The organism is Idiomarina aquatica, from assembly GCF_003987185.1.
Lineage (GTDB): Bacteria > Pseudomonadota > Gammaproteobacteria > Enterobacterales > Alteromonadaceae > Idiomarina > Idiomarina aquatica.
This window is the reverse complement of record NZ_PIPS01000001.1, coordinates 322,890-346,277: the sequence shown is the minus strand read 5'-3', so window position 1 is coordinate 346,277 and position 23,388 is coordinate 322,890. Positions and strand designations below refer to the sequence as shown.

Annotated in this window: 24 protein-coding genes; 22 read left to right on the top strand and 2 right to left on the bottom strand. The window is 53.4% G+C overall.

The window, feature by feature from the left end; genetic code table 11:
- Positions 1-19 precede the first annotated feature (19 nt).
- From hemA to CWE23_RS01725, 12 genes are all read left to right on the top strand, one after another.
- Positions 20-1,291: a glutamyl-tRNA reductase gene (hemA, locus tag CWE23_RS01780; protein WP_105306058.1), complete on the top strand. Its 1,272-nt coding sequence runs from the start codon at positions 20-22 to the stop codon at positions 1,289-1,291.
- Positions 1,292-1,300: 9 nt separating this feature from the next.
- Positions 1,301-2,392: a peptide chain release factor 1 gene (prfA, locus tag CWE23_RS01775; protein WP_105306059.1), complete on the top strand. Its 1,092-nt coding sequence runs from the start codon at positions 1,301-1,303 to the stop codon at positions 2,390-2,392.
- A gap of 3 nt (positions 2,393-2,395) precedes the next feature.
- Complete coding sequence (gene prmC / locus CWE23_RS01770; RefSeq protein WP_126819220.1) at positions 2,396-3,232, top strand: peptide chain release factor N(5)-glutamine methyltransferase; 837 nt, start codon at positions 2,396-2,398, stop codon at positions 3,230-3,232.
- A gap of 12 nt (positions 3,233-3,244) precedes the next feature.
- Entirely contained in the window at positions 3,245-4,723 is a 1,479-nt protein-coding gene (locus CWE23_RS01765) for a DUF3369 domain-containing protein (RefSeq protein ID WP_105306061.1), read from the top strand.
- A gap of 10 nt (positions 4,724-4,733) precedes the next feature.
- Entirely contained in the window at positions 4,734-5,108 is a 375-nt protein-coding gene (locus tag CWE23_RS01760) for a SirB2 family protein (protein WP_105306062.1), read from the top strand.
- A 14-nt stretch (positions 5,109-5,122) separates the two neighbouring features.
- Positions 5,123-5,929, top strand: a complete 807-nt coding sequence (locus tag CWE23_RS01755) for a SirB1 family protein (protein WP_105306063.1) — start codon at positions 5,123-5,125, stop codon at positions 5,927-5,929.
- Positions 5,930-5,941: 12 nt separating this feature from the next.
- Positions 5,942-7,213, top strand: coding sequence for a DUF819 family protein (locus CWE23_RS01750; protein WP_126819219.1), 1,272 nt, complete (start codon positions 5,942-5,944; stop codon positions 7,211-7,213).
- Positions 7,214-7,233: 20 nt separating this feature from the next.
- A complete protein-coding gene (gene kdsA, locus CWE23_RS01745) occupies positions 7,234-8,076 on the top strand; it encodes a 3-deoxy-8-phosphooctulonate synthase (RefSeq protein ID WP_105306065.1) in 843 nt (280 codons plus the stop codon).
- Between the two features lie 6 nt (positions 8,077-8,082).
- Complete coding sequence (locus CWE23_RS01740; protein WP_241970506.1) at positions 8,083-9,573, top strand: TrkH family potassium uptake protein; 1,491 nt, start codon at positions 8,083-8,085, stop codon at positions 9,571-9,573.
- A gap of 15 nt (positions 9,574-9,588) precedes the next feature.
- Entirely contained in the window at positions 9,589-10,362 is a 774-nt protein-coding gene (locus tag CWE23_RS01735; protein WP_105306067.1) for a ZIP family metal transporter, read from the top strand.
- A gap of 93 nt (positions 10,363-10,455) precedes the next feature.
- Positions 10,456-11,115: a TetR/AcrR family transcriptional regulator gene (locus CWE23_RS01730; protein WP_105306068.1), complete on the top strand. Its 660-nt coding sequence runs from the start codon at positions 10,456-10,458 to the stop codon at positions 11,113-11,115.
- Positions 11,116-11,172: 57 nt separating this feature from the next.
- Positions 11,173-13,512: an acyl-CoA dehydrogenase gene (locus CWE23_RS01725; RefSeq protein WP_105306069.1), complete on the top strand. Its 2,340-nt coding sequence runs from the start codon at positions 11,173-11,175 to the stop codon at positions 13,510-13,512.
- A 35-nt stretch (positions 13,513-13,547) separates the two neighbouring features.
- Here CWE23_RS01725 and CWE23_RS01720 read toward each other — a convergent pair whose 3' ends face one another.
- Entirely contained in the window at positions 13,548-14,888 is a 1,341-nt protein-coding gene (locus CWE23_RS01720) for a S41 family peptidase (RefSeq protein WP_126819218.1), read from the bottom strand.
- A 133-nt stretch (positions 14,889-15,021) separates the two neighbouring features.
- On the opposite strand from CWE23_RS01720, the gene nagZ reads away from it, so the two are divergent.
- Positions 15,022-16,023, top strand: coding sequence for a beta-N-acetylhexosaminidase (gene nagZ, locus CWE23_RS01715; protein WP_126819217.1), 1,002 nt, complete (start codon positions 15,022-15,024; stop codon positions 16,021-16,023).
- Here the strand turns inward: nagZ and queC are convergent.
- Complete coding sequence (queC, locus tag CWE23_RS01710; protein ID WP_105306072.1) at positions 16,012-16,680, bottom strand: 7-cyano-7-deazaguanine synthase QueC; 669 nt, start codon at positions 16,678-16,680, stop codon at positions 16,012-16,014. The two genes, nagZ and queC, sit on opposite strands and share 12 nt — an antisense overlap.
- Before the next feature lie 49 nt (positions 16,681-16,729).
- Here queC and queE point away from each other — a divergent pair, with 49 nt between their 5' ends.
- The 9 genes from queE to CWE23_RS01665 all read left to right on the top strand — a co-directional run bounded on the left by queE (position 16,730) and on the right by CWE23_RS01665 (position 23,388).
- Positions 16,730-17,401, top strand: coding sequence for a 7-carboxy-7-deazaguanine synthase QueE (gene queE, locus CWE23_RS01705; RefSeq protein ID WP_126819216.1), 672 nt, complete (start codon positions 16,730-16,732; stop codon positions 17,399-17,401).
- 83 nt (positions 17,402-17,484) lie between these two features.
- Entirely contained in the window at positions 17,485-17,766 is a 282-nt protein-coding gene (locus tag CWE23_RS01700; RefSeq protein WP_105306074.1) for a Flp family type IVb pilin, read from the top strand.
- On the top strand, positions 17,767-19,011 hold the full coding sequence (locus CWE23_RS01695) for a pilus assembly protein TadG-related protein (RefSeq protein ID WP_126819215.1): 1,245 nt from the start codon (positions 17,767-17,769) through the stop codon (positions 19,009-19,011). It abuts the gene before it with no gap.
- Positions 19,004-19,546 carry a hypothetical protein gene (locus CWE23_RS01690; RefSeq protein WP_126819214.1) on the top strand — a complete coding sequence of 181 codons (543 nt, stop codon included), beginning with the start codon at positions 19,004-19,006 and terminating at the stop codon, positions 19,544-19,546. Before CWE23_RS01695 ends, CWE23_RS01690 begins: the two co-directional genes overlap by 8 nt.
- Before the next feature lie 23 nt (positions 19,547-19,569).
- Complete coding sequence (locus CWE23_RS01685) at positions 19,570-20,076, top strand: hypothetical protein (RefSeq protein WP_126819213.1); 507 nt, start codon at positions 19,570-19,572, stop codon at positions 20,074-20,076.
- Complete coding sequence (locus CWE23_RS01680; protein WP_126819212.1) at positions 20,073-20,261, top strand: hypothetical protein; 189 nt, start codon at positions 20,073-20,075, stop codon at positions 20,259-20,261. The genes CWE23_RS01685 and CWE23_RS01680 overlap by 4 nt, the downstream gene beginning before the upstream one ends.
- A complete protein-coding gene (cpaB, locus tag CWE23_RS01675; protein ID WP_105306079.1) occupies positions 20,258-20,977 on the top strand; it encodes a Flp pilus assembly protein CpaB in 720 nt (239 codons plus the stop codon). Before CWE23_RS01680 ends, cpaB begins: the two co-directional genes overlap by 4 nt.
- Before the next feature lies 1 nt (position 20,978).
- Complete coding sequence (locus CWE23_RS01670; protein ID WP_105306080.1) at positions 20,979-22,181, top strand: type II and III secretion system protein family protein; 1,203 nt, start codon at positions 20,979-20,981, stop codon at positions 22,179-22,181.
- Positions 22,174-23,388: a TadA family conjugal transfer-associated ATPase gene (locus tag CWE23_RS01665; RefSeq protein ID WP_105306081.1), complete on the top strand. Its 1,215-nt coding sequence runs from the start codon at positions 22,174-22,176 to the stop codon at positions 23,386-23,388. Before CWE23_RS01670 ends, CWE23_RS01665 begins: the two co-directional genes overlap by 8 nt.

Below are 23,388 nucleotides of genomic sequence, written 5' to 3'. Positions count from 1 at the left end.
TAACGAGTTTCTGCAGCGGATGACCATTTCAGCTCTGGGTATCAATCACAAAACGGCGCCAGTCGATCTGCGCGAGCGAGTTGCTTTTACGACCGAGCAGCTCGATTCGGCGTTGCAGGCCATCCGCCAATTGCAGGGCGTGGAAGAGGCCGTCATTGTATCGACCTGTAACCGCACCGAACTCTACTGTCAGGGTGATGTATCGGCCGATCTGTTGCTCGGTTGGCTGTCCGGCTTTCATGGACTGGCGCCGGATGCGCTGGCGCAGCACCATTATGCCTATGAAGACGAGCAGGCCATCAGCCATTTGATGTCGGTAGCCAGTGGGCTGGATTCGCTGGTGCTGGGCGAGCCGCAGATTCTTGGCCAGGTCAAGCAGTCGTATCAACTGGCCAAACGTCAGGCCGCGGTGGGCGGAATTCTCGAACGCCTGTTTCAGCACACCTTTCGGGTAGCCAAAACCGTGCGTAACGAAACCGAGGTGGGGCAGAACGCGGTATCGGTGGCTTATGCCGCGGTCAGTCTGGCTAAACACATTTTTGCTAAGCTGGATAAGTCCAGTGTGCTGTTGATTGGTGCCGGTGATACCTCCGAACTGGTGGCACAGCACCTGAAACAGCAAGGTGTGGTGGATATCACCGTGGCCAACCGGACGTTACAGCGCGCCAGTGAGTTGGCAGAAAAGGTCGGCGGTCGCGCGCACAGCTTATCCGAACTGGGCGAGTTATTGCCGAGCGCCGATATTGTCGTCAGTTCGACCGCCAGTACGCTGCCAATTGTCGGCAAAGGCAGTATTGAACAGGCGTTGAAAAAGCGTCGCCACAAACCGATGTTATTGATTGATCTGGCCGTACCGCGTGATATCGAAGAGCAGGTCAACGAACTGGATGACGCCTATTTATACACGGTTGATGACCTGCAGAACATCATCAGTGAGAACATCAAGAACCGTGAGCAAGCGGCGCGTCAGGCGCAGGTGATCATTCAGCAGCAAAGCCGGGAATTTGGTGAATGGCTGAAGTCACTGAACAGTGTTGAACTGATCCGTGGCTACCGTCAACATGCCCAGGCCATTGCCGAACAACAGACCGAACGCGCCCTGCAATTGCTGGCGCAGGGCAAAGCACCGGAGCAGGTGATACAATTGCTGACCCATCGCTTAACGCAACAATTGACGCACCAGCCGACGCAGTTGCTAAAATTAGCCGGTGAACAGAATGATCAGAAGGCACTGGCGTTATTGCAACAGCTGGTGCCGGATACCACAGAACACAGTGAAAACAAGGATTAAAAACCGTTAATGAATCCATCCATTGAACGTAAGCTTGAGGGCTTACTCGAGCGTTATCAAGAAGTGCAGGCGTTACTGGGCGAAGCTGATGTGATAGCCGATCAGAATCGGTTCCGGGCGTTGTCGAAAGAGTATTCGCAGTTGGAGGAGCTGGTTGACAGTTTCGAGCAATACAAACAGGCACAGGCCGACCTTGCTGCAGCGCATGAGATGGCCAACGATGATGACGCCGAGATGCGCGAAATGGCGGCGGAAGAAATCAAAACTGGCGCAGCGCAGGTTGAGCAATTGGAGCAACAGCTACAAGTGCTGTTGTTGCCGAAGGACCCTAACGACGATCGGGCTTGCTACCTGGAGATCCGTGCCGGTGCCGGTGGTGATGAGGCGGCGATTTTTGCCGGCGACCTGTTCCGTATGTACAGCCGTTTCGCCGAAGCCAGTGGCTGGAAAATCAGTGTTGTGTCCGCTAACGAAGGCGAGCACGGCGGCTACAAAGAAGTCATTGCCCACATGAGCGGTGATGGCGTTTATGGCAAAATGAAGTTTGAATCCGGTGGTCACCGCGTGCAACGAGTTCCGGAAACCGAGTCACAGGGGCGTGTGCACACCTCGGCTTGTACGGTAGCGGTATTGCCGGAAATTCCCGAAGCGGAAGCCATTGAAATTAACCCGGCGGATTTGCGTGTCGACACCTTCCGAGCTTCGGGCGCCGGTGGTCAGCACGTTAACCGAACCGATTCTGCCATTCGTATAACCCACTTGCCGTCCGGCGTGGTGGTTGAATGTCAGGAAGAGCGCTCGCAGCACAAAAACCGCGCCAAAGCGATGTCGGTACTGCAGTCGCGACTGCAGAAAATGGAAGACGAAAAGCGCCAACAGGAAGAAGCCAGCACTCGTCGTAACCTGGTCGGCAGTGGTGATCGTTCGGAGCGTATTCGAACTTACAACTATCCACAAAGCCGGGTCACCGATCACCGCATCAATCTGACCTTATACCGCTTGGATGAAGTACTGGCCGGTAGCCTCGATTTGATTCTCGATCCGATTATTACGGAGCACCAGGCGGATCAATTGGCGGCGTTAGCACAGGATCAGCACTAACCGATGAAAAGCCTTGCTGATGCGCAGGCGTGGTGCCAACAACAACTAGCCGACAGCGAAAGCCCAGCTGCAGACAGCCGGGCTTTGCTGTGTTTTGTGTTACAGAAAAATCGCACTTACCTGATGACCTGGCCGGAGCGACGGCTAACCGAGCAACAATGGCAGAAACTGCAGCAGTTGGTGGCGAGGCGTCAGCAGGGTCATCCGGTGGCTCACCTTACCGGTGAACGGGAATTTTGGTCGCTGCCGCTGGCCGTGAATGACAGCACCCTGATTCCGCGGCCGGATACCGAAACCTTAGTAGAGGCTGCGTTGTCATTGGAGTTACCCGACGACGCGCGGGTTCTTGATGTGGGTACCGGCACCGGCGCTATTGCGCTGGCGCTGAAATCGGAACGGCCCGCCTGGCAAATTACCGCGCTGGATAAACAGCCGGCGGCGGTGGCGCTGGCGCAACACAATGCAGCGCGCTTAGCGCTGCCGATTCAGGTGCTGCAAAGCCATTGGTTTGATGCCTTGCCGAACACAGCCGGGTTTGATTTGATTGTCTCTAATCCACCTTATATCGATGCCCACGATCCGCACTTACAGCAGGGCGACGTGCGATTTGAGCCACACAGTGCGCTGATCGCTGAGCAGCAGGGGCTGGCGGATATTGCGCATATCATTGAGCAGGGACGCTACTATTTACGTGAGCACGGCTGGTTACTGCTCGAACAAGGCTGGCAACAGGCGCCGGCTGTCGTTGAGCTACTGACGGAAAAGGGTTATAAACATATTAACCGCTGGACAGATTATGGTAACGTAGAGCGAGTCACGGGCGGACAGAAGGCAAGCTAGAGAGGGAATATTATGAGCAATCAGTTTATGTTTGCGGATGAACCTGGGCAGCAGACACCCAATATTCCGACGGAGAATTGGAAGATTCTTATTGTCGACGACGAGCCGGAAGTTCACGCAGTGACTAAGCTTGCCTTAAGCGACTTTAACTTTCTTGGCCGTGGGCTGGAATTTCACAGTGCATTTTCCGGGCAGGAAGCCTGCGAACTTATCGAGCAACATCCCGACGCGGCCATTTTGCTGCTGGACGTGGTGATGGAAACGGACGATGCCGGGCTTAAGGTTGCCCGCTATATTCGTGAGCAGGCACAAAATCATTACACCCGTATTATTCTGCGCACCGGTCAGCCCGGCCAGGCACCGGAACGCACCGTCATCGTCAATTACGATATTAACGACTATAAGTCGAAGACCGAATTAACGGCGCAGAAACTGTTCACAGCGGTGATGTCATCGCTGCGCTCTTATCGCGATATTATGTCGATTGACCAAAGCCGCCACGGACTGGAAAAAATCATCGCAGCGTCGTCGAACCTTTATGCGCTGCAGCCGATGAATAGTTTTGTCGATGGCCTGGTGCAGCAATTAAGCTGGGTGATCGGCGGCGCCCGCCAAACTCTGTACGCCACCGCCGATGCGCAGGGGCGCACCTATAAAGTGGTTGCCGCCTATGGCGAGGATGCTAACGTTGCCGTAGGGCAGACCTTGCGGTCGGTATTACCGGCCGAAGCACTGGCAGAATTGGATGACGTGGTCGCGAATCACGGCAGTTATTACGGCGATGACTTCGTCTTATTGTATTGCCGCAGCCACTGTCGGCCTTATGGCTCGGTGCTGTTTATCGGAGGCATTTCACGGCAATTGACCGAAGACGACCATCATGTTTTACAACTGTTTTCGGAAAATGTGCAGTTGGCGCAGGACAATGTGGTTTGCCTGGAAGATTCGGATCAGTTCTTAGCGCGCTTGGGTGATCAATTGATGGAGTTGCGCAGTGCCCGTTTTGCGGTCGACGAATTACCGCCGGCGGCGGCATTGAGTTATCAGGTCGCCGGACTGGTCAGCCCCGATAATGAGGCAAAAAATACCGCGCTGGCCTGGTTCCTTTATGAACCGGCCGGGCCGTTATTGCAATGCGCGCCGGAATCCGTTGCCGCCAACGAAACCACCTGTCAACAGCGGGTAGCGCGTTCACTGCGGGCTTTGGCGCATGGTCAGCATGTAGCAACACAGGTTGCGCACCGGGCGTTAATCGAACGCCTCGAACGTTGGGATGGTATGGGGCTGCCGGACGGTAAGCAGGGCACCGCCATCGGCACCAGTACGCAGGTATTGCTGCTGACGGAACAATTGCTCGACTGGCAACAACAGGGCCTGTCCGAAAACGACATCAAAACCCGTTTGCAGGCCGAGAAAGGACGCTACTACTCGCCGCAGTTTCTCGACGCCGTGGTGCCGGAACTGGCGCAGTTAATTAAACACTCATTTTAAGGAGAGCATTGTGTACGTTGCGTTTAAACATATGCACGTTTTGTTCGTGGTCATTTCGGTGACGCTGTTTTTATTGCGTTTTATCTGGAAACAACTGGACTCCGATCTATTACAAAAACGCTGGGTCAAAATCGTCCCGCACATTAACGACACCTTGCTACTGGCCAGTGCCATTGTGATGCTGGTGTTGACCCACCGTGCGCCCTTTGCCGACCCGTGGGTGACCGAGAAAGTGTTAGGGGTTATTGGTTACATTCTGTTTGGCCTGCTGGCACTTAAAGGCTCAAGCAAAGCCGTAAGTTGGATTGGCTTTATTGGTGCCTGTGCCTGGCTGGCGGCATTGTTTCATGTCGCGGTCAGTAAAATGCCGTTGCTCCTAAGTTAAGACAAAAGGTAAACATGCAGTATTCGTTTCTTCAGCAATGCGAACAGGAAGTTCTGCCAACCAGTGAAATACTCTGGGAAATCAGCCGTCAGCTTGACTTCAATGACGGCTGTTCTTTAACCGATTTTAGACAGCAACTGAACGACTTTAGCGGTTTTAGTGAAGACGCTGACGGGGTTCAGAAAGTCAGTCAGATCAGTGCCTATTTTTATCGTCAGTTAGGCTACAGTGACGCGCCGGAAACCTGGATTAAATCCAACCGTATTGCCATTGATCAGGTCGCCGCGTTCCGTACCGGAATCCCGCTGGTATTGGCGGTGTTGTTGCGGGAATGTGCGTTGCAGTATGGGCTCGATCTGCAGGTGGTGGATTTTCCCGGGTACCCGCTGTTAAAGCTCAACGATGACGACAATAAGACCCATTTTATCGATCCGCAGAATGGCCAGATGGTGTGCTACCAGGAGGTCATGGAACGCTTCGAAGACGTGATGGAAGGCGATGCTGAGTTTTGTTGGGAATGGGCCGAACCGACCCCGCAAAAGGCGTTGGTCGAAGCTTACCTGACCGAATTAAAGCATTGTCTAATGGCAGAAGCGCGGTTTGAAAAAGCCCTGCGCTGTGTGCAAATGCTGTTGACCTTGCTACCGGACGATCCGTATGAGATCCGTGACCGTGGTTATTTGTACGAAGAACTCGGCTGCCAGCATGTGGCCGTAGATGACTACCAATACTTTGTTGATAAGTGCCCCGATGATCCGAGTGCCGAACTATTAAAATTACAACTTGAGAGTTACTCAGGCCCTCACGATGTGTTTCACTAAAGGAGAGAGTTTATGCTAGCTGCTGCACCTGCCGCTGCTGAGACGACTGCGTTAATTACCAATGATGGTGTCATCACGGGCTTATTGCTTGCGATTCTTGGTCTGGTGTTTTATACCCATTCGAGTAAACATCCGGCGTTTGAGAAATTTTATAAATTTGTGCCGGCGCTGTTGCTGTGTTACTTCCTGCCGTCACTGTTAAATACCTTCAACATTGTTGATGGCAACGCCACCGCCGTTACCGACATCACCATGGACTACCTGTTGCCGGCCTGTATGGTGTTACTGACGCTTAGCCTTGACCTGAAGGCTGTGTTCGGACTGGGATCGAAGGCGTTGATCCTGTTCCTGACCGGTACCGTCGGTATCGTTATTGGTGGACCCATTGCCCTGTTATTGGTGTCGTTACTGTTCCCTGAATTATTGGGGGAAGCTGGTCCTGACGCGGTATGGCGCGGGATGACGACCATTGCCGGTAGCTGGATTGGCGGTGGAGCTAACCAGGCGGCGATGAAAGAAGTGTATGAAGTCGGTGGTGATATCTTTTCCGCGATGGTCACTGTTGACATTATCGTGGCTAACTTATGGATGGCAGTGCTGTTGTATATGGCCGCTAACGCCAAACAAATTGATGCGCGCACCGGTGCCGATACCTCAGCCATTGACGCCATCAAGGCCAAAGTTGAAGCCTATCAGGCGGAACACGTCCGCAACCCGTCATTACGTGACTTAATGTTGATACTGGCGGTCGGCTTCGGCGTGGCCGGAGCCGCGCATTTGTTGGCTGACTGGATCGCGCCGGCCATTGGTACGCATTTGCCGTACCTGCGCCGGTTTAGTCTCGATAGTCTGTTCTTCTGGGTGATTGTGCTGGCCACGGCCGGTGGTATCGCCTTGTCGTTTACCCGAGCGCGCAGCCTGGAAGCCGCCGGCGCGTCAAAAATTGGTTCGGTGTTTGTCTATATCCTGGTGGCCAGTATTGGTCTGCATATGGACGTCACTGCCATCGTCGACGCGCCCAAGTACTTCCTGATAGGTGCTATCTGGATGCTGGTGCATGCCGGGCTGATGCTGTTTGTTGCAAAATTACTGAAGGCACCAGTGTTTTATATGGCGGTGGGAAGTCAGGCCAATGTCGGAGGGGCAGCTTCTGCGCCGGTTGTGGCATCGGCGTTTCATCCATCGCTGGCCCCGGTCGGCGTGTTGCTGGCGGTAATGGGCTATGCTTTAGGCACTTACATGGCCTACCTTGCAGGTCAAATACTGCGTGTTGTTGGTAGCTAAATTAAGGAATGACCAAAACTATGATCACATCACTGACGCTCAATAACATCGAGATTGCAAACGACAAACCTTTTGTCTTGTTTGGTGGCATGAACGTGCTTGAATCTCGTGATCTGGCGATGCGCATCGCGGAGCATTACGTTCAGGTAACTGAAAAACTGGGCATTCCTTACGTGTTTAAGGCATCCTTTGATAAAGCCAACCGTTCCTCCATTCATTCGTTTCGTGGCCCCGGCCTGGAGCAGGGGTTGCGTATTTTTGAAGAGATCAAACGCGAATTTGGGGTACCGTTGATCACCGATGTGCATGAACCCCATCAGGCCAAGCCGGTTGCTGAAGTGGTGGATATTCTGCAGTTGCCGGCGTTTTTGGCGCGGCAAACGGACCTTGTGGTGGCAATGGCAGAAACCGGCAATATGATTAACGTGAAAAAGCCGCAGTTTTTAGCGCCGCACGAAATGAAGCACATTTTGAAAAAGTTCCGCGAAGCCAATAACGAGCAAGTGATGTTGTGCGAGCGCGGTTCTTGCTTCGGCTACAACAACTTGGTGGTTGATATGCTGGGCATGGATGAAATGAAGTCGATGGCGCCGGTCATTTTTGACGCCACCCACGCACTCCAGCGTCCGGGCGGCCGCAGTGATTCGGCCGATGGTCGCCGTGCTCAGGCCGCGCAACTGGCGCGTTCAGGGATGGCACTTGGTATCGCTGGGTTGTTTATTGAAGCGCATCCGAACCCAAACGAAGCGAAGTGTGACGGACCTTGTGCGTTGCCGCTGGATGCTTTACAGCCGTATCTGGAGCAAATGAAAGCGGTTGACGATCTGGTCAAGAGCTTTACCGAACTTGATACCTCAGCGTAACAGGCCATGATGCAACAAGCCTCCACCGTTGCTGACAACCGCTTGCGCCCACAGCAGGCGGTTAAATTATTGGCAAAAGCCATTGGAGCGCTCATCGCCATATTGTCATTGGCGTTACTGGCGCCTTTTGTGCTGGCGGTGTTTCATGGCGAGAAAGATCAGTGGACCTATTTAACGCTGTCGATCATCGGCCTGGTGTTGGGGCTGGTACTCTATTCGCAGAAGACCGGTGATGCTAAGCTCCGCGCGCGGCAGGTATTTTTGCTGACCACGCTGTGTTGGGTTTGCGCCAGTTTGTTTGCCACCCTGCCATTTATCTTCGCCCAGCCTTATCTGGATTTTACCAACGCTTGGTTTGAAGCGATGTCGGCCATCACCACCACGGGTGCCACGGTCATTGTTGGTCTGGATACACTGCCGAAGTCGGTGCTGTTGTGGCGGGGCATGCTGCAATGGCTTGGTGGCATCGGTATTATCGTTATGGCAATGGCCATTCTACCATTCCTGCAGGTTGGTGGTATGCGTCTGTTCCAGGCGGAATCTTCGGATATGTCGGGTAAATTCCTGCCACGTTCAAGCCTGATGGTGATGGCCATTGGTAAGGTTTACCTGCTCCTGACCGCGCTGGTTATCGCGCTCTACGTAATCGGTGGCATGAACGTTTTTGATGCGTTCGTGCACGGCATGACCACCATTGGTACCGCTGGATTCTCTAACTACGATGCGTCATTCGGGCATTTTGCCGATAACGCCTTTCTGGTTGTGGTCGGTACCCTGTTTATGGTGGCCGGGGCGTTGCCTTTTGTGCTTTATATCCGCGCACTTAAGCAAGACTACGAGCCGCTGGTCAAGGACACTCAGGTGCGCGCGTTTCTGATCTTCCTGACGCTGGCGATTGTCGCCATCGCTCTGATTCAAATTGCCAAAGGCCGTGAGGCGGGGGACGCTTTCCTGCATACTGCGTTTAATGTGGTATCGGTGGTCACCACCACCGGTTATGCAACGGAAGACTACGGTCAATGGGGCAGTTGGTCGCTGATGCTGTTCTTTTACCTGATGTTTGTCGGTGGCTGTACCGGCTCGACCGCCGGCGGCATGAAAATCTTTCGGTTCCAGTTATCACAGTTGCTGCTGCGGCGTCAGTTCAGTCAATTGATCCATCCGAACCTGGTACAGGTACAAACGTATCAGGAACGGCGAGTTAATGATTCGTTGTTGGGTTCGATGGTGGCTTTTTGTTTCACCTATTTTTTATTGGTGGCAGCCATTGCTTTAGGTTTGTCACTGTTTGACCTGGACTTTCTGACGGCCATTTCCGGCGCGGCATCAGCGGTCAGTAACGTGGGACCGGCGTTGGGTGACATCATCGGCCCCAGCGGCAACTTTCTCCCGTTACCCGATGGCGCGAAATTTCTGCTGATTTTTGCGATGCTTGCCGGACGTCTGGAAATCATGACAGTATTGATTTTATTCCATCGCCATTACTGGCGTCACTAATTAACGGGAGTGCTCATGGACGGTTGGCTGGCGGCATTACTGGTCAGTGGGTTGAGCGGCGCGATGACGGCGGTTGGCGCGGCACCGGTGCTGATCGGCTGGCGTCCCGATGAACGCAACACCAACGCCCTGTTAGGGTTCGCGGCCGGCGTGATGCTGGCGGCCTCATTCTTTTCGCTGATTGTACCGGCACTGGATATTGCCGAACAACAATATGGCAGTGGCCTGGTACCGCCGTCCATTGCGGTTGCCGGTATTATTATCGGCGCGTTACTGATTGGCGCGATTGATCGCAGTGTCCCGCATGAACATTTTGTCAAAGGTGCAGAAGGCCCGGTGGCGCGGCGTTTAAGTCGGCTATGGCTGTTCATTATTGCCATTACCATTCATAACATACCGGAAGGGTTGGCCGTGGGGATTACCGCCGCTGGCGGCGATCGTGATGCCACCGTTGCGATTGCTTCGGGGATTGGTCTACAAAACGTGCCGGAGGGTCTGGCGGTCGCGTTAGCGTTACTGGCACTGGGTTACAGCCGTTGGCAGGCGTTTGTGGTGGCAGGATTAACCGGTGCCGTAGAACCCCTCGGCGGTGTCATCGGCGGCTGGTTTGTCGGCATTGCCGAATGGTTTCTGCCGTGGGGATTATTGGTGTCTGCCGGTGCGATGATTTTTGTCATCAGCCATGAAATCATTCCCGAAACGCACCGCGAGGGTCACCATTCCCGTGCCAGCTTTGGGTTAATGCTGGGGTTGGTGGTGATGCTGTTTCTTGATGTATGGCTGGGTTAAGTCAAAACGCGGATAAATAGTTTCAGCGAACACTTGATCGCTGAAACGAACTGAATTAAATTAAACGCATGTTTAAAATATGCGTTTATACCTATGTCTGAAACGGTCACCCGAACCCGAAAATCAAAAACCTCTACCCAGAAACGTATTCTTGATGCGGCGGAAACGTTGTTCGCGCGGGAAGGTTTCGAACAAACCTCATTACGCCAGATTACCCAGGAAGCGAACGTTAACCTGGCCTCGGTCAACTATCACTTTGGCTCAAAAAAGGCTTTGATTCAAGCGGTGGTGGCACGTTACATGAACGTGTTTATGCCGGCGCTGGAGGCGGAGCTGAAACAGTTGGATGAGCGGCCATCGATCGACAGCCTGGCGGTGTTTGAGAGCTTTAAAGCGCCACTGGTAAGCTTAACCCAGGTGCACAAGCGTGGTACTGAGCACTTTCTGCGCCTGCTCGGATTTGCGTATTCTGAGACTCAGGGTCACCTTCGTCGTTACACCCAATCGGCCTTCGGCGATGTACTGCAGCACTTGCTGGCGCTGTTGCATCGAGCCAACCCCAAACTGACCGAACAAGATATGTTCTGGCGCCTTCACTTTGTGCTGGGTGCAACCGTGTTTGCTCAGGTGTCTGGACAAGCACTGATTGAAATTGCACAAGCGGAGTTCGACGAGGACGCCGACATTCAGACCGTTATTGATCACTTAATTGTTTTTATTGCCGGAGGCCTGGACAGTCAACTTGATGGCTAAGCAAAGCCGGGGTTGCTGTTCTACACTCTGTTTATGGATGGTTAGCTGGAGAAAACCATGGAAATTATCATTTTATTGATTGTATTGCTGGTGATTGTACTGGCGGTTGGAGAAATCCGACGCAGCCTTATTACCAAACCAGTATTTGGTTTGTTTAAAAGGATTTTACCACCACTTTCGGACACCGAACGCGAAGCGATGGAAGCCGGTGATGTCTGGTGGGACGGTGACTTATTCAGTGGCCGTCCGGATTGGCAGAAATTGCTGGATATGCCAGAACCGAAGCTGACTCAGGCTGAGCAGGATTTTGTCGATAATCAGCTAGCGACGTTACTGGATATGCTGGACGACTTTAAAATCGTCCAGCAAGACCGCGATTTGCCGAAAGCGGTGTGGGATTACCTGCGCAAGGAACGGTTTTTTGCGATGATCATTGGCAAAGAGTTCGGTGGTCTGGAGTTTTCACCGGCCGCCAACTCGTATATCGTCTCGCGCATTGCGACGCGCTCAATCAGCGCGGCGGTCACGGTTATGGTACCCAACTCGTTGGGGCCGGGTGAGCTACTGACCCATTATGGTACGAAAGAACAACAGCAGTATTGGTTGCCGCGTCTTGCTGATGGCACCGATATTCCTTGCTTCGCGCTGACCGGACCGGAAGCCGGTTCTGATGCCGGTGCTATTCCTGATGAAGGGATCATTTGTAAGGGCCAGCATAATGGCGAAGAAGTGGTCGGTATACGGCTTAACTGGTCCAAGCGTTATATCACCCTGGCACCCGCTGCGACGGTACTTGGGCTGGCGTTTAAACTGTACGACCCGGAAGCGTTACTGGGCGATAAAAAAGAGCTGGGTATTACCTGTGCGCTGATCCCGACCGACCACGATGGGGTTGAAATTGGTGATCGTCACTTCCCGCTGAACCAAGCGTTTTTGAACGGCACGACCTATGGCAAAGATGTTTTTATTCCACTTGACTGGATCATCGGTGGTGTTGATTACGCCGGCAAAGGCTGGCGCATGCTGGTGGAATGTTTGTCAGCGGGCCGCGGTATCTCATTACCGGCTCTGGCAGCGGCTTCTGGTCACGTGACGCAGCGAATGACCGGCGCCTACGCTTATGTGCGTCAGCAGTTTGGCTTGCCAATCGGGGTGTTTGAAGGGGTACAGGCGTCGATGGGTAAAATCGGCGGTACCAATTACACCCTTGAGTCCATGCGCCGGCTTACCATCAATGCCCTGTGTCAGGGTAAAAGCCCGTCGGTGGTCACCGCAATGACCAAGTACCATATGACCGAGATGGGTCGTGAGGTGATGGAACATGCGATGGATATCCATGCCGGTAAAGGCATTCAACTGGGGCCACACAACTACCTTGGGCACAGCTACATGGCGACGCCGGTATCGATTACGGTAGAAGGTGCCAACATCCTTACCCGTAATCTGATGATCTTCGGCCAGGGCGCAACCCGTTGTCACCCCTATGTGCTGGAAGAAATGAAAGCCGCGGCTAACCCCGATGAAGAACAGGGTATGCGTGATTTCGATAAGTTGTTGGTGAAGCACATTAAATTTGCCGTCAGCAACGTTTTTGGCAGCCTCTGGATGGGCTTAACCGGTTCGCGCTTTAATGAGACACCGGTGAGTGGCGAAACTGCTCGCTACTATCAGCATCTGACACGCATGAGCCGAGCTCTGGCGATGGTTTCGGATGTGTCGATGTTAATGCTCGGTGGCGACTTGAAGCGCAAAGAAATGATCTCGGCGCGTTTGGGAGACATCCTCAGCCACCTGTATATGGCCTCGGCCGTATTAAAACGGTTTGAAGACGAAGGCCGTCAGGCGGCTGATTTGCCGTACGTGCATTATGCGGTACAGCAGCATCTGCATAAAATCGGCTATGCCTTTGATGGCTTCCTGCGTAACTTCCCTAACCGCGTGGTTGCCGTGGCGATGCGGGCGTTGGTATTCCCGCTGGGTAATCATTTTGGCGAGCCGTCGGATGAATTACTACAGAACATCAGTACCGATATGATGAAGCCGGGCGTTACCCGTGACCGTCATACCTTCCTGTGTTTCTGGAAAGAAGAAGAAAGTGATCCAACCGGCCACATGGAAATGGCGTTCCTTGCCATGTTGAAAATGAAGGATGTCTATAAAACCCTGCGTAAAGCACAAAAACGCGGTGAATTGTCGGCAAACCTGAACGGTCAGGAACTGGCGGATACAGCCCTGGAAAAAGGTTTAGTGGATAAAGATACCGCCGCCGAGCTTGCGAAAACGGAACGACTGCGGTTAACCGCTATCGGTGTCGACAGCTTTGCGCCGGGCATTCTTGAGCACAACCAGTTTTACACCACCAAGGGTGAACTGAGAAAAGCCGCAGTTCGCGATTAATGAACGCCGAACTACGGCAGTATCAACGCGCTTCGTTATTGTAACGAGGCGCGTTTTTGTTTGAGGTTATAAAACACCGGCTGTTGCGGCACAAAATCATCCGCCGATGGTTGCAGCAAGGCTTGAGCAGACGAGCTGACCGGACAGTTCCCGGTTTCCAGATAATTCCGCGCCGCTGCCGTCAGTGGGTCGTCAAAGCTACCCCAATCGGCAACGATGCGATCCTGCACCGGACAGGTCGGCGCAATGCCGTCAAAGTAGCGCCCATCGCCCTCAGAGTTAACGGTTTCAAAGTTAATCGCAAAGGTGACTTTGTCACACAGTTGTTCGGGCACCTGACCAACCGGTTTACCACAGGTGCGGTTGCCAATGACGGTGACATCGATATGAGGTTTTAGCGAATTAATGATCAGCTCTGATGATGAGCAACTGGCACCGGTGGTTAAGACAATGACACTGTCCAGATCGAGCTGTTCGATACCATCGACCAGACTGAAGGGGACGGCTTCATTTTGATTACGGTTTTGCTCGTTAAAACGGTATTCAACAAAGGTTTTACCTTGCACATGGGTACCGGCGGTTTGCGTAGCCGTCTGGTTGGCATAGCGAATGAGGCCGCCGCCGTTATAGCGAACATCGATGACCAGTTCGCGCACGCCCGCTGTCGCGAAATCATTGAAAGCCTCATTTAAATCATCGCCGGTGCGGTTAATAAAGCTGTCGAGGGTAAAATAGCCGACCGGTTGTTGGTTTATGTCCCATACCTGAGCGCCCATGACGGTATTGGTTGCCACCTGATCTTTGCTGATGGTTGCGGTAAATTCCTCGCCCGCCGGATTGCGCCAGCTGATATCACGGGTGACACCGACTTCCGGCTCGCCCAGTGCCTCATTGTAGGTACCATTGGCCAATAGCTCGCTGGTCGGTACTCCATCAATCGCGATGATGCTGTCGGCCCGCCGCATACCGGCCTCCCACGCCGGCGAATCACGGTAGACCAACCGCAATTTGATCTCTGTGGCACTGACCTGTTGCTGCGAGAAGCCAAAGCCGGCGTATTCGGCATTAACAAACAGCGACTCGTACTCTTCCTCGGTCAATATGTAGCTGTAAGTGTCTTCAGGAACACGCAGCTCTTCCAACACCGCATAAACGTCATCGAAAGCTTCAGGATCCAACTGCTGCGGTAACTGATCGGCCCAAAAATAATCGTCTTTCATGTACTCGAAAAAACGTTGGTTTTGATCCGGAATTGAACAGCTTGCAAAGCCGTCATCGTTATTGTTGCTACCGGTCGTACCGGCGTCAGATGAACCGCCGCAGGCGGCCAGCGTGGTTGCTAACGCAACGGCAAGTGTTGAGCGTGTTATGTTCATAGGGCACCCAAATGTTATTTTTTTGTCAATTAAGGGTTAGAGTAAACCAACTGAAAAAAATTCAACAGTGTACTGGCCAAATTTACGTTGTCTGGCACACTAGCGGCATCAACAAAAACAACAGGACTTCATCATGGCGCAAGTAATGATCGATGTGGCGGGCACTGAGTTGAGTGCCGACGATCGTGCCTTATTAGCTCATTCGGATGTGAATGGGTTAATTTTGTTTACCCGCAACTTTCAGTCACCTGAACAGTTGCAGAGTCTTTGTCATGAGGCTCGACAGGTGGCGCAAAAGCCGCTGTTGATCGCCGTCGATCATGAAGGCGGGCGGGTACAACGGTTTCGCGACGGCTTTAGTGCGATTCCACCGATGGCATCGATAGCGCAACGGTTTACCGATCCGGCAGAGCAGGCACAGGCGGGGCGCGAGCTAGGTTGGCTAATGGCAATGGAAGTTCAGGCGGTGGGCATTGACATCAGTTTTGCGCCGGTGCTGGACATTAACGCCTGCAGTGATGTGATTGGTGATCGCGCTTTTGCCGATAATCCGCAGGACGTAACACGGCTGGCGGCTGAGTTTATTGCCGGCATGCATGAAGCAGGCATGGCGGCAACCGGTAAGCATTTTCCCGGCCATGGCTCGGTGCAGGCGGACTCGCATATCGCTATCCCGGTTGATGAACGGGATAAAGCCACCATTTTCGCAACGGACATTCCACCGTTTCGGGTGCTGGCAAAAAAACTGCAAGGCGTCATGCCGGCACACGTTATTTACCCTGAACTCGATGATAAGCCCGCGGGTTTTTCCAGCTATTGGTTACAGCAGGTATTGCGCACCCAATTGGGCTTTGACGGCATGATTTTCAGTGACGATCTGTCCATGCAGGGGGCAACGGTAGCGGGCACCATGAAAGCACGGGCGGATGCCGCGCTCAACGCCGGTTGCGACATGATTTTGGTGTGTAACGACAGAGCCGCCGCGAGCGCATTGCTGAGTGAACCGCTGGCTGCGACCGGGGCACACAGTGCGACGCGCTTTCAACGGATGTTGATGAGTGGTACTCGGCCTAATTTGGAGGAACTGCAACGCACGCCACGCTGGCAGCGTGCGCAACAGTATTTAGCTGACTGATACCTCGTAAGGCAGCGGATCGCGTTGTTGATTCGCTGCGAATGCCTGCAGTCGTTCAATACAAGCTCCACACTTACCACAGGCTTTATCGCGGCCGTTATAACAGGTCCAGGTGTTGCTGTAGTCCAGTCCCATGCGCAAGCCGTCAGCCAGAATGTCGTTTTTATCCTGGTCCAGGTAAGGCGCGACAACCTCTACCGGTTCGTAGTTTGCCAGTTTACTGACGACATTCATCTGGCGCACAAACTCCGGCCGACAGTCGGGGTAAATGGCGTGGTCGCCCGAATGTGCGCCATAGTAGACCGCGGTCGCCTCAACGGATACCGCGTAACCAATCGCCAGTGACAGCAGAATCATGTTGCGGTTGGGGACTACCGTTGACTTCATCGACGCTTCCTCGTAGTGACCCTCGGGAATGTCGATATCGTCGGTTAGCGAGCTGCCCGCGAGCAGGCCATTGATGGCAGTAATGTCGACAACTTTGTGCGTTATGCCGAGGTTTTTACAGACGTTGGCAGCAACATCAAGCTCTTTCACGTGTCTCTGTCCGTAGTTAAAGGACAGTGCTAAGACCTCATGACCCTGTTCAATGGCCTTATTCAGTACGGTGTAAGAATCCATGCCCCCAGAATAAATAACTACGACTTTTTGCGACATTTCCTACCTCTCAGTTATAATTGCGCAGCCATTCATTCTAACCAAAGCTATGACATACCGCATCAACGAAATTTTTGAAACGTTACAAGGCGAGGGAACCTTTACCGGTGTGCCTTCTATTTTCATCCGTCTGCAGGGTTGCCCGGTCGGTTGCCCCTGGTGTGATACGCAACATACCTGGGAAACGCGAGCGGAGGATGAGGTTAGTATTGCCACCATGATGGCGAAAACCTCGGCTTCGCCACAATGGGCGGCGATGACGCCGGACGACATTCTGGCGCTGATACAACAGCAGGGTTACCATGCCCGTCATGTTGTGATTACCGGCGGTGAACCGGCCATGTTCGATCTACAGCCGCTGGGCGAAACGTTAGAGGCGCAGGGCATGCGGTTGCAGATCGAGACCAGCGGTACCTTTACCCTACAGGTCACAGCAGCGACCTGGGTAACGGTATCGCCGAAGCTCGATATGCCCGGCGGTTATTTGGTTCGGCCCGATTGTATGGCGCGGGCTAATGAAATCAAACACCCCATTGCGATGCAGAAACATATTGACGCGTTGGATAGGCTATTGGCGCAAAATTCGCTGCGTGATGACGTACAAATCTGCCTTCAGCCCATCAGTCAGCGGCCGCGGGCAACCGAGCTTGCGATGCGAACCTGTATTGAGCGTAACTGGCGCCTGTCCGTGCAGATGCATAAATATCTGAATATCGAGTAAGTGATCGACGACATCGATCACGCTCCCTAAAACGGCCTCCTATACTCTGCGTTTTCTCAACGTAGCCTATCAGGAGGCCGCTTATGCTTACTCAACCTATCTCTCTTCGTCGTATTGCCGGTCAGGGCATGACCGAATACATCATTATTGTTGCATTGATTGCGGTTGCTGCAATTGGTGTCTACTCGTTGTTTGGTAAATCAATCCGTAACCAGGTTGCCGGTCTGGCTCAGGAAATGACCGGTCAGTCCTCCAGTCAGCAGTTAAATCGGGCGCGCCAGTCGTCGCGTTCCGCTGCCACTAATGCTAACCAGGACATTAATCTGGGCAATTACGACGAAGCAACCGAACAAGGAAACCAGTAGTTGTTCCGCTTTAGAGCCCGGCAACAACAGCAGCGCGGTCAGACACTGACGGTGATGGCCGCCGCTGTGTTTTTAATGGTGTTGATGCTGATGGCGACATCACGGATGGGCGAGCATGCGCGCCGGCAGTGGTATTTACAAACCGTTGCCGATAACGCGGCATACAGCGGTGCAACGCTGATGGCACGTCAGTTCAATGTATCGGCGGTGCTGAACCGGGCATTAATCGCCAATCAAGTGGCGGTTGCGCAATGGGTTGGTTTAGCGAGCTGGTTAATGATGGCAAAACAAGCGGTCTTCAATACCGCGCTGTTAATGATGTGGATTCCGGGAGTTCAGGGGTTCATGATGGCGTTGATGCGGGCGATGTCACGGGTTGACGACGTCGTTGATCCGATCATCGAAAAGTTGTTGCTGTTTCATGCGGCGGTTATTAAAGCAATTTCGCTGGCCTTAGTGGCACTGGAAGCGGCTATGATAGCGGAAACCTGGCTGTCGATTCGGGCGGTGATCGAAAAGCATGACCCCGAGCTGGACTGGGATGCGTTCCAGGGCGGAAGCATGGTGCCTTTTCCGGCGCTGTGGGTCAGTATGACCAATACCCGTTCTACTCGTAAACGCAGCGACTCCAATTTTTTTAAGCAACTGGTTCTGCGCAGTCGTGACCCTTTTACCACGTCACGCAGCTATCGCTGGTTAGAAATAATGAATACCAAAGTCGTCAAGGCCGGCGGCAATGAACTGGAAACCCTCGCAAATGGCATCTGGAATTGGAATGCCATTGACTCGGTTGCGGTCCATTTAAAGGTTTTTCATCGCGATTACATTGTTGCGCCAATTGGCTGGGGTGCCAGGGCGAGTTATCGCCGTTATTGGGCGAGCCGCGGCCATCATACCGTCTATGGTGATGCGTTCAGTCTCAACAAGCAGGTGACCGACCTGGCCTGGGCATCCATGAAAAGCTATCGAGTGGCGATACCATCGTTTCACTATTTAACCTTGCGAAATCATAAAAAATATGGTGCCAATGCGTTAGTGGTCGGTATCCGCGATAAGGCAACGGGGCAGGTTGCTCACGCGCGGGCCGAAGTCCGCTTTTCGCGCCCGTTATCCTTGTTTCCGCGGGGCGATCGACAATTCGAAAGCGACAATTTATTTAACGCCCTGTGGGAACCGAACCTGGTGCCGTTGAGCAACGTCGATAAAGCGGCGATTGCCGCCAAGGAGTGGGCTCGCAATGGCTAAGGGACAGGTCCTGATCGAAGCCGTTATCGGCCTAACGCTGATGCTGCTGGTCGTGTTGATGCTGCAGCAACAACTGATGCCAGCGGCGCACAATAATGAAGCGGCGTTAACGGCGCAACGGCACGCCATTTGGGCTCGAACGGCGGATCCGGAAGTGACACAGACGACGGATGACTATCCTTCTGCCCGTGCCAGCGGACGCGTACTCAGTTCACTCAGTAATTTGGTTGAGCTGGACTTTGACACCAATAATCTGCGCACGTCTGTCGCCGCTGACGAGCAAACCGAGGCGGCTGATTACCCGATGGCTCGCATTACCGATGCCTGGTCACCCACTCGAGCTGAGCAACTGCAATCAAGGCCGGCTTTGTTTGTGTTGAATTCACTGTTATCGAACCGGGTGGTTACCGTTGTGCAAGACGGTTTGGGCTGGCTACCAATCGCTAAGGAACTTGCTTCTGACTCGTTAATCTTCGGGCACGTTGATGCTGATGTGGTGCCGGAACGGGCACTCACACAAATTCCGTATCGTTAGGCTGAATAACATGAGGTATGAGAATGGACATTCCTGCGGGCTTTGAACAGTGGCAGTGGCAACCGCTTGAAGTGCGGGTTTTCGCGGCAACCACGGCGTATCGCTTAATTGAGCCGCAGCAACCGGACTGGACGTTACTGCAGCGCTGGTATCCCCAATGCACTGAACAGAAACTGAGTAACTTTTGGCTTTGCGAAATTGCTGGCAGGCGCTGGACCTTTCTTGAATACAGCAGCGGCCAGTGGGTGTTAATGCCGGTCGTTAACCCGGTTGTCGAGCGCGACTCACCGCTGCCCTTGGGGCTGGATTTACTCAGTGTGAGTGAGAGTAACGGCAGCGAAGTTTACCTGTATTTTTCCAACAAACCGATGCCGCGTTTGCAGCGTCAATTAAGGTTCCGGCTGGCGCAGCGGATTGCAGAGATTAAGACCCTTGAGCAGGAGGATGACCTATGGCTATTAAAAGACAACGATGGTCGGCTGGTGTTTAGTCAGCACGGTGACTGGACCTTTGTGACGCTATTGCGATGAGGTATCAGACAGGGCAGGCCACGGTTGAGTGGTTGCTGGTAGGACTGGCACTGAGCACGATTTTATGGTTGAGCGAACGCCAGCTCAACCTCATCGAGCAGTTGCGTGAGTGGGGCGTGCGGGTTATCGAGCATTATCATTTTATTTTTAACTACATTGGTTTAGCGCCAGGGAGTGGGTTGTGACCGGAAAGTTAAAATGGGCGGCGATATTGATCATCAGTTTGGTGATGACGGCACTGACCTTGTTATTTTTACAAAAGTACCTGTCCGAAGAAACGCAGCGGCGGCTCGCCGAGGCCGAGCCCGAAGGGATTGCGGTGGTGGTATTTGCACGCGCGATGCAGGCCGATGAACAGGTATTTGCCGATGCGTTGGCGCTACGTGAATTTCCTGAACACCTAATCAGCTCGCAATGGTTGTCACAACAACAGGTTGCCGGACTGCTGGGGCAACGGCTCAAGTACGATGTTCAACAGGGTGAGCCGATGACTGAAGCCATGCTCATCAGCAACAACTTTGCCGGTTTAAGCCGGCAGCTCCCGGCTGACCATTTTGCGGTTACGTTACCGGCAACCGACGTTGCTCGCCACAATGGCTTACTGGCGGTCGGTGACCGAGTGGATATCACCTTCGCCGAAGACAGCCAGCAGGGTGATGTTCGACAGCACACCTTCAGCAACTTATCGATCTTTGATTTGGGCGCAACGGACGGTGACTACGGTCATGCGTTTGCCGGTATCACGGTGTTAGTGCCGGCCGCTGAAATCGCAGCATTTACGCGCTACCAGAATGACAATTACGCATTATCGGTGCGGGCTAAGCAAATGAACTCATCGTTATCTATCTGGCAACCGGTGGCGCCATCGGCGCGCATTCTTAGCTGGCAGGGAGAGCACTGATATGCGTCTGCAACTGAAGTTGTTTGTTCTCATTCTGCTCGTGCTGTCGGCTACCCCCGCGTTGGCCGCCGACAAATCGACGATCACGCTGCTGGTGAATGGTTCTGAAACAGTAACCCTGCCGGACAATACTCAGGTAATGGTTGGCGACGAGTCCAAATTGGCGGTGCGATTGGTAACTCCGACGCAGCTGCTGATGAAAGGACTCGCGCCGGGCTACACCGATGTTTGGTTGATCAACGATACGCCCCAACGACTGCGGGTAACCATTGAGCGGCCGCTGGATGAAAGGCTTGAGCTCGAACTATCGGCGTTGCAGCAGGTTGAGCCGGACTTGCGCATCACCCGACACCGTAATTTCGTCATTGCCGATGGCATGGTATCCGCCGTGAGTGAGGAAAAGCTCAGTGTACTGGCGAGCCAGTATCAACAGTTGTTGGTACAGACCGAGGTGACGCTGACCGATCCGCCGATGTTGCGATTGAGCGTAAAAATTCTCGAAATAAAACGCCAACAATTACGCCAGTTAGGTATTGAATGGCAAAGTGCAACCAGCGGTCCAACAGCGGCGACAGCGATCAAGGGGATGTTTGCCTGGTCAGCGCAAATGGAATCGACGCTGAATCTATTGCAGCAGCAGGGCCACGCAAAGCTGTTGGCCAGCCCCACACTTTCGGCACAAAGCGGAGAAAGTGCTGCCTTTCTGGCCGGCGGCGAAATTCCGATCCCGCAGGTGGTGGCGCAAGGTATGCAGGACGTCGAATTTCGTGAGTACGGCATCAAGTTGAATATCGCGCCGGAAGTGACCGCGACCGATAAAATTAAAACCGTGTTGAGTGCCGAAGTCAGTAATTTGGATCCGGCGGTTTCCGTTAACGGTGTTCCCGGCATTCTGACCCGCCGTACCGACTCTGTGTTTCTGGCCGCGGAGGGAACCACGTTAGTGCTGTCTGGATTACTGAGCCATGAACACAGCTTGAATGAGTCGGCAATACCGGGGCTCAATGACGTGCCGTTACTGGGCAAACTCTTTCAGGCGCAGGAACAGCGGCAGCAACAGACCGAACTCGTGATCATGGTGACGACCGAGCGGCTGGATGCGGCAGAACAACGCCACCAACAGCAATGGCAACGACAGCAGCAACAACAACACTGGCTTGAACAGGCGGGGTGTGTCGGTTTACAGGAGGTGAACGATGAATGAGCTGAAGCAACAATTGCAGCAACAACTGCGTCAGCATTTGGATCAACGGGATGCATTGATGGACGAACTCAGTGATGAGGACTTGCGAGACCACGCGACACGTTACCTCAGTGCCCAGGCAGCGGCGAGTGAACAGCATCATCATTTAATCAGAGAGGTGGTGGATGAGGCAATTGGCTTAGGGCCGTTGGAACCGCTGTTAGGCGATGAATCGGTGTCAGAAATTATGGTAAATCGGTTTGATCAAATTTTTATTGAGCAGTCCGGCAGGCTACAACAAGCACCGATCCAATTCAGCTCTGAACAGGCACTGCGACGCGCCATTGACAGGATTGTACTGCCACTGGGGCGACATGTTGATGATGCCTCGCCGATGGTTGATGCGCGACTCAAAGATGGTTCCCGGGTCAATGCCGTGATACCGCCGTTGGCGCTGAAAGGAAGCTGTCTTACGATTCGTAAATTTGCGGCCAAACCGCTGACGCTGGATGATCTGATTGCATCCGGATCACTGTCTGCAGCGGCGGCAAAATTTTTGATACTGGCGGTGCAATGTCGGCAAAACATCATTGTTTCCGGTGGTACCGGAACCGGTAAAACGACGTTACTCAACACGTTATCCAGTAACATTCCGGCGGGCGAACGGGTAATCACCATCGAAGATGCGGCCGAGTTGCAATTGGGTCACGAAAATTTAATCAGTCTGGAGGCGCGTCCGAAAAACCAGGAAGGACAAGGAGCGGTGGGCATTCGTGAATTGGTCATCAACGCGCTGCGGATGCGCCCGGATCGGTTGGTGGTGGGTGAGTGTCGCGGTGCGGAAGCATTGGATATGTTGCAGGCGATGAATACCGGGCACGCCGGATCATTGAGTACCGTCCACGCCAATACCGCGCGAGATGCCCTGCGGCGGCTGGAAGTGATGGTGTTGATGGGTGGCATAGAGTTACCCGTTATCGCCATTCGGCAGCAGGTAGCCAGTGCGGTGGATATTATTGTACAGATAGCCCGCTTGTCGAATGGCCGACGGGTGGTGATGAGCATTAACGAAGTGACCGGACTTGACGGTGATACGTTACAGGTGGCCAGTTTGTTTGAGCGAACCCGCCAGTCCGGGCAGTTAGAAAGTTGTCAGACCCTGTGTCAGTTCGCGCAGCAGCAGGATGATCAGGTTCAGGCGCAATTAATGGACTGTCTGGTGAACTGA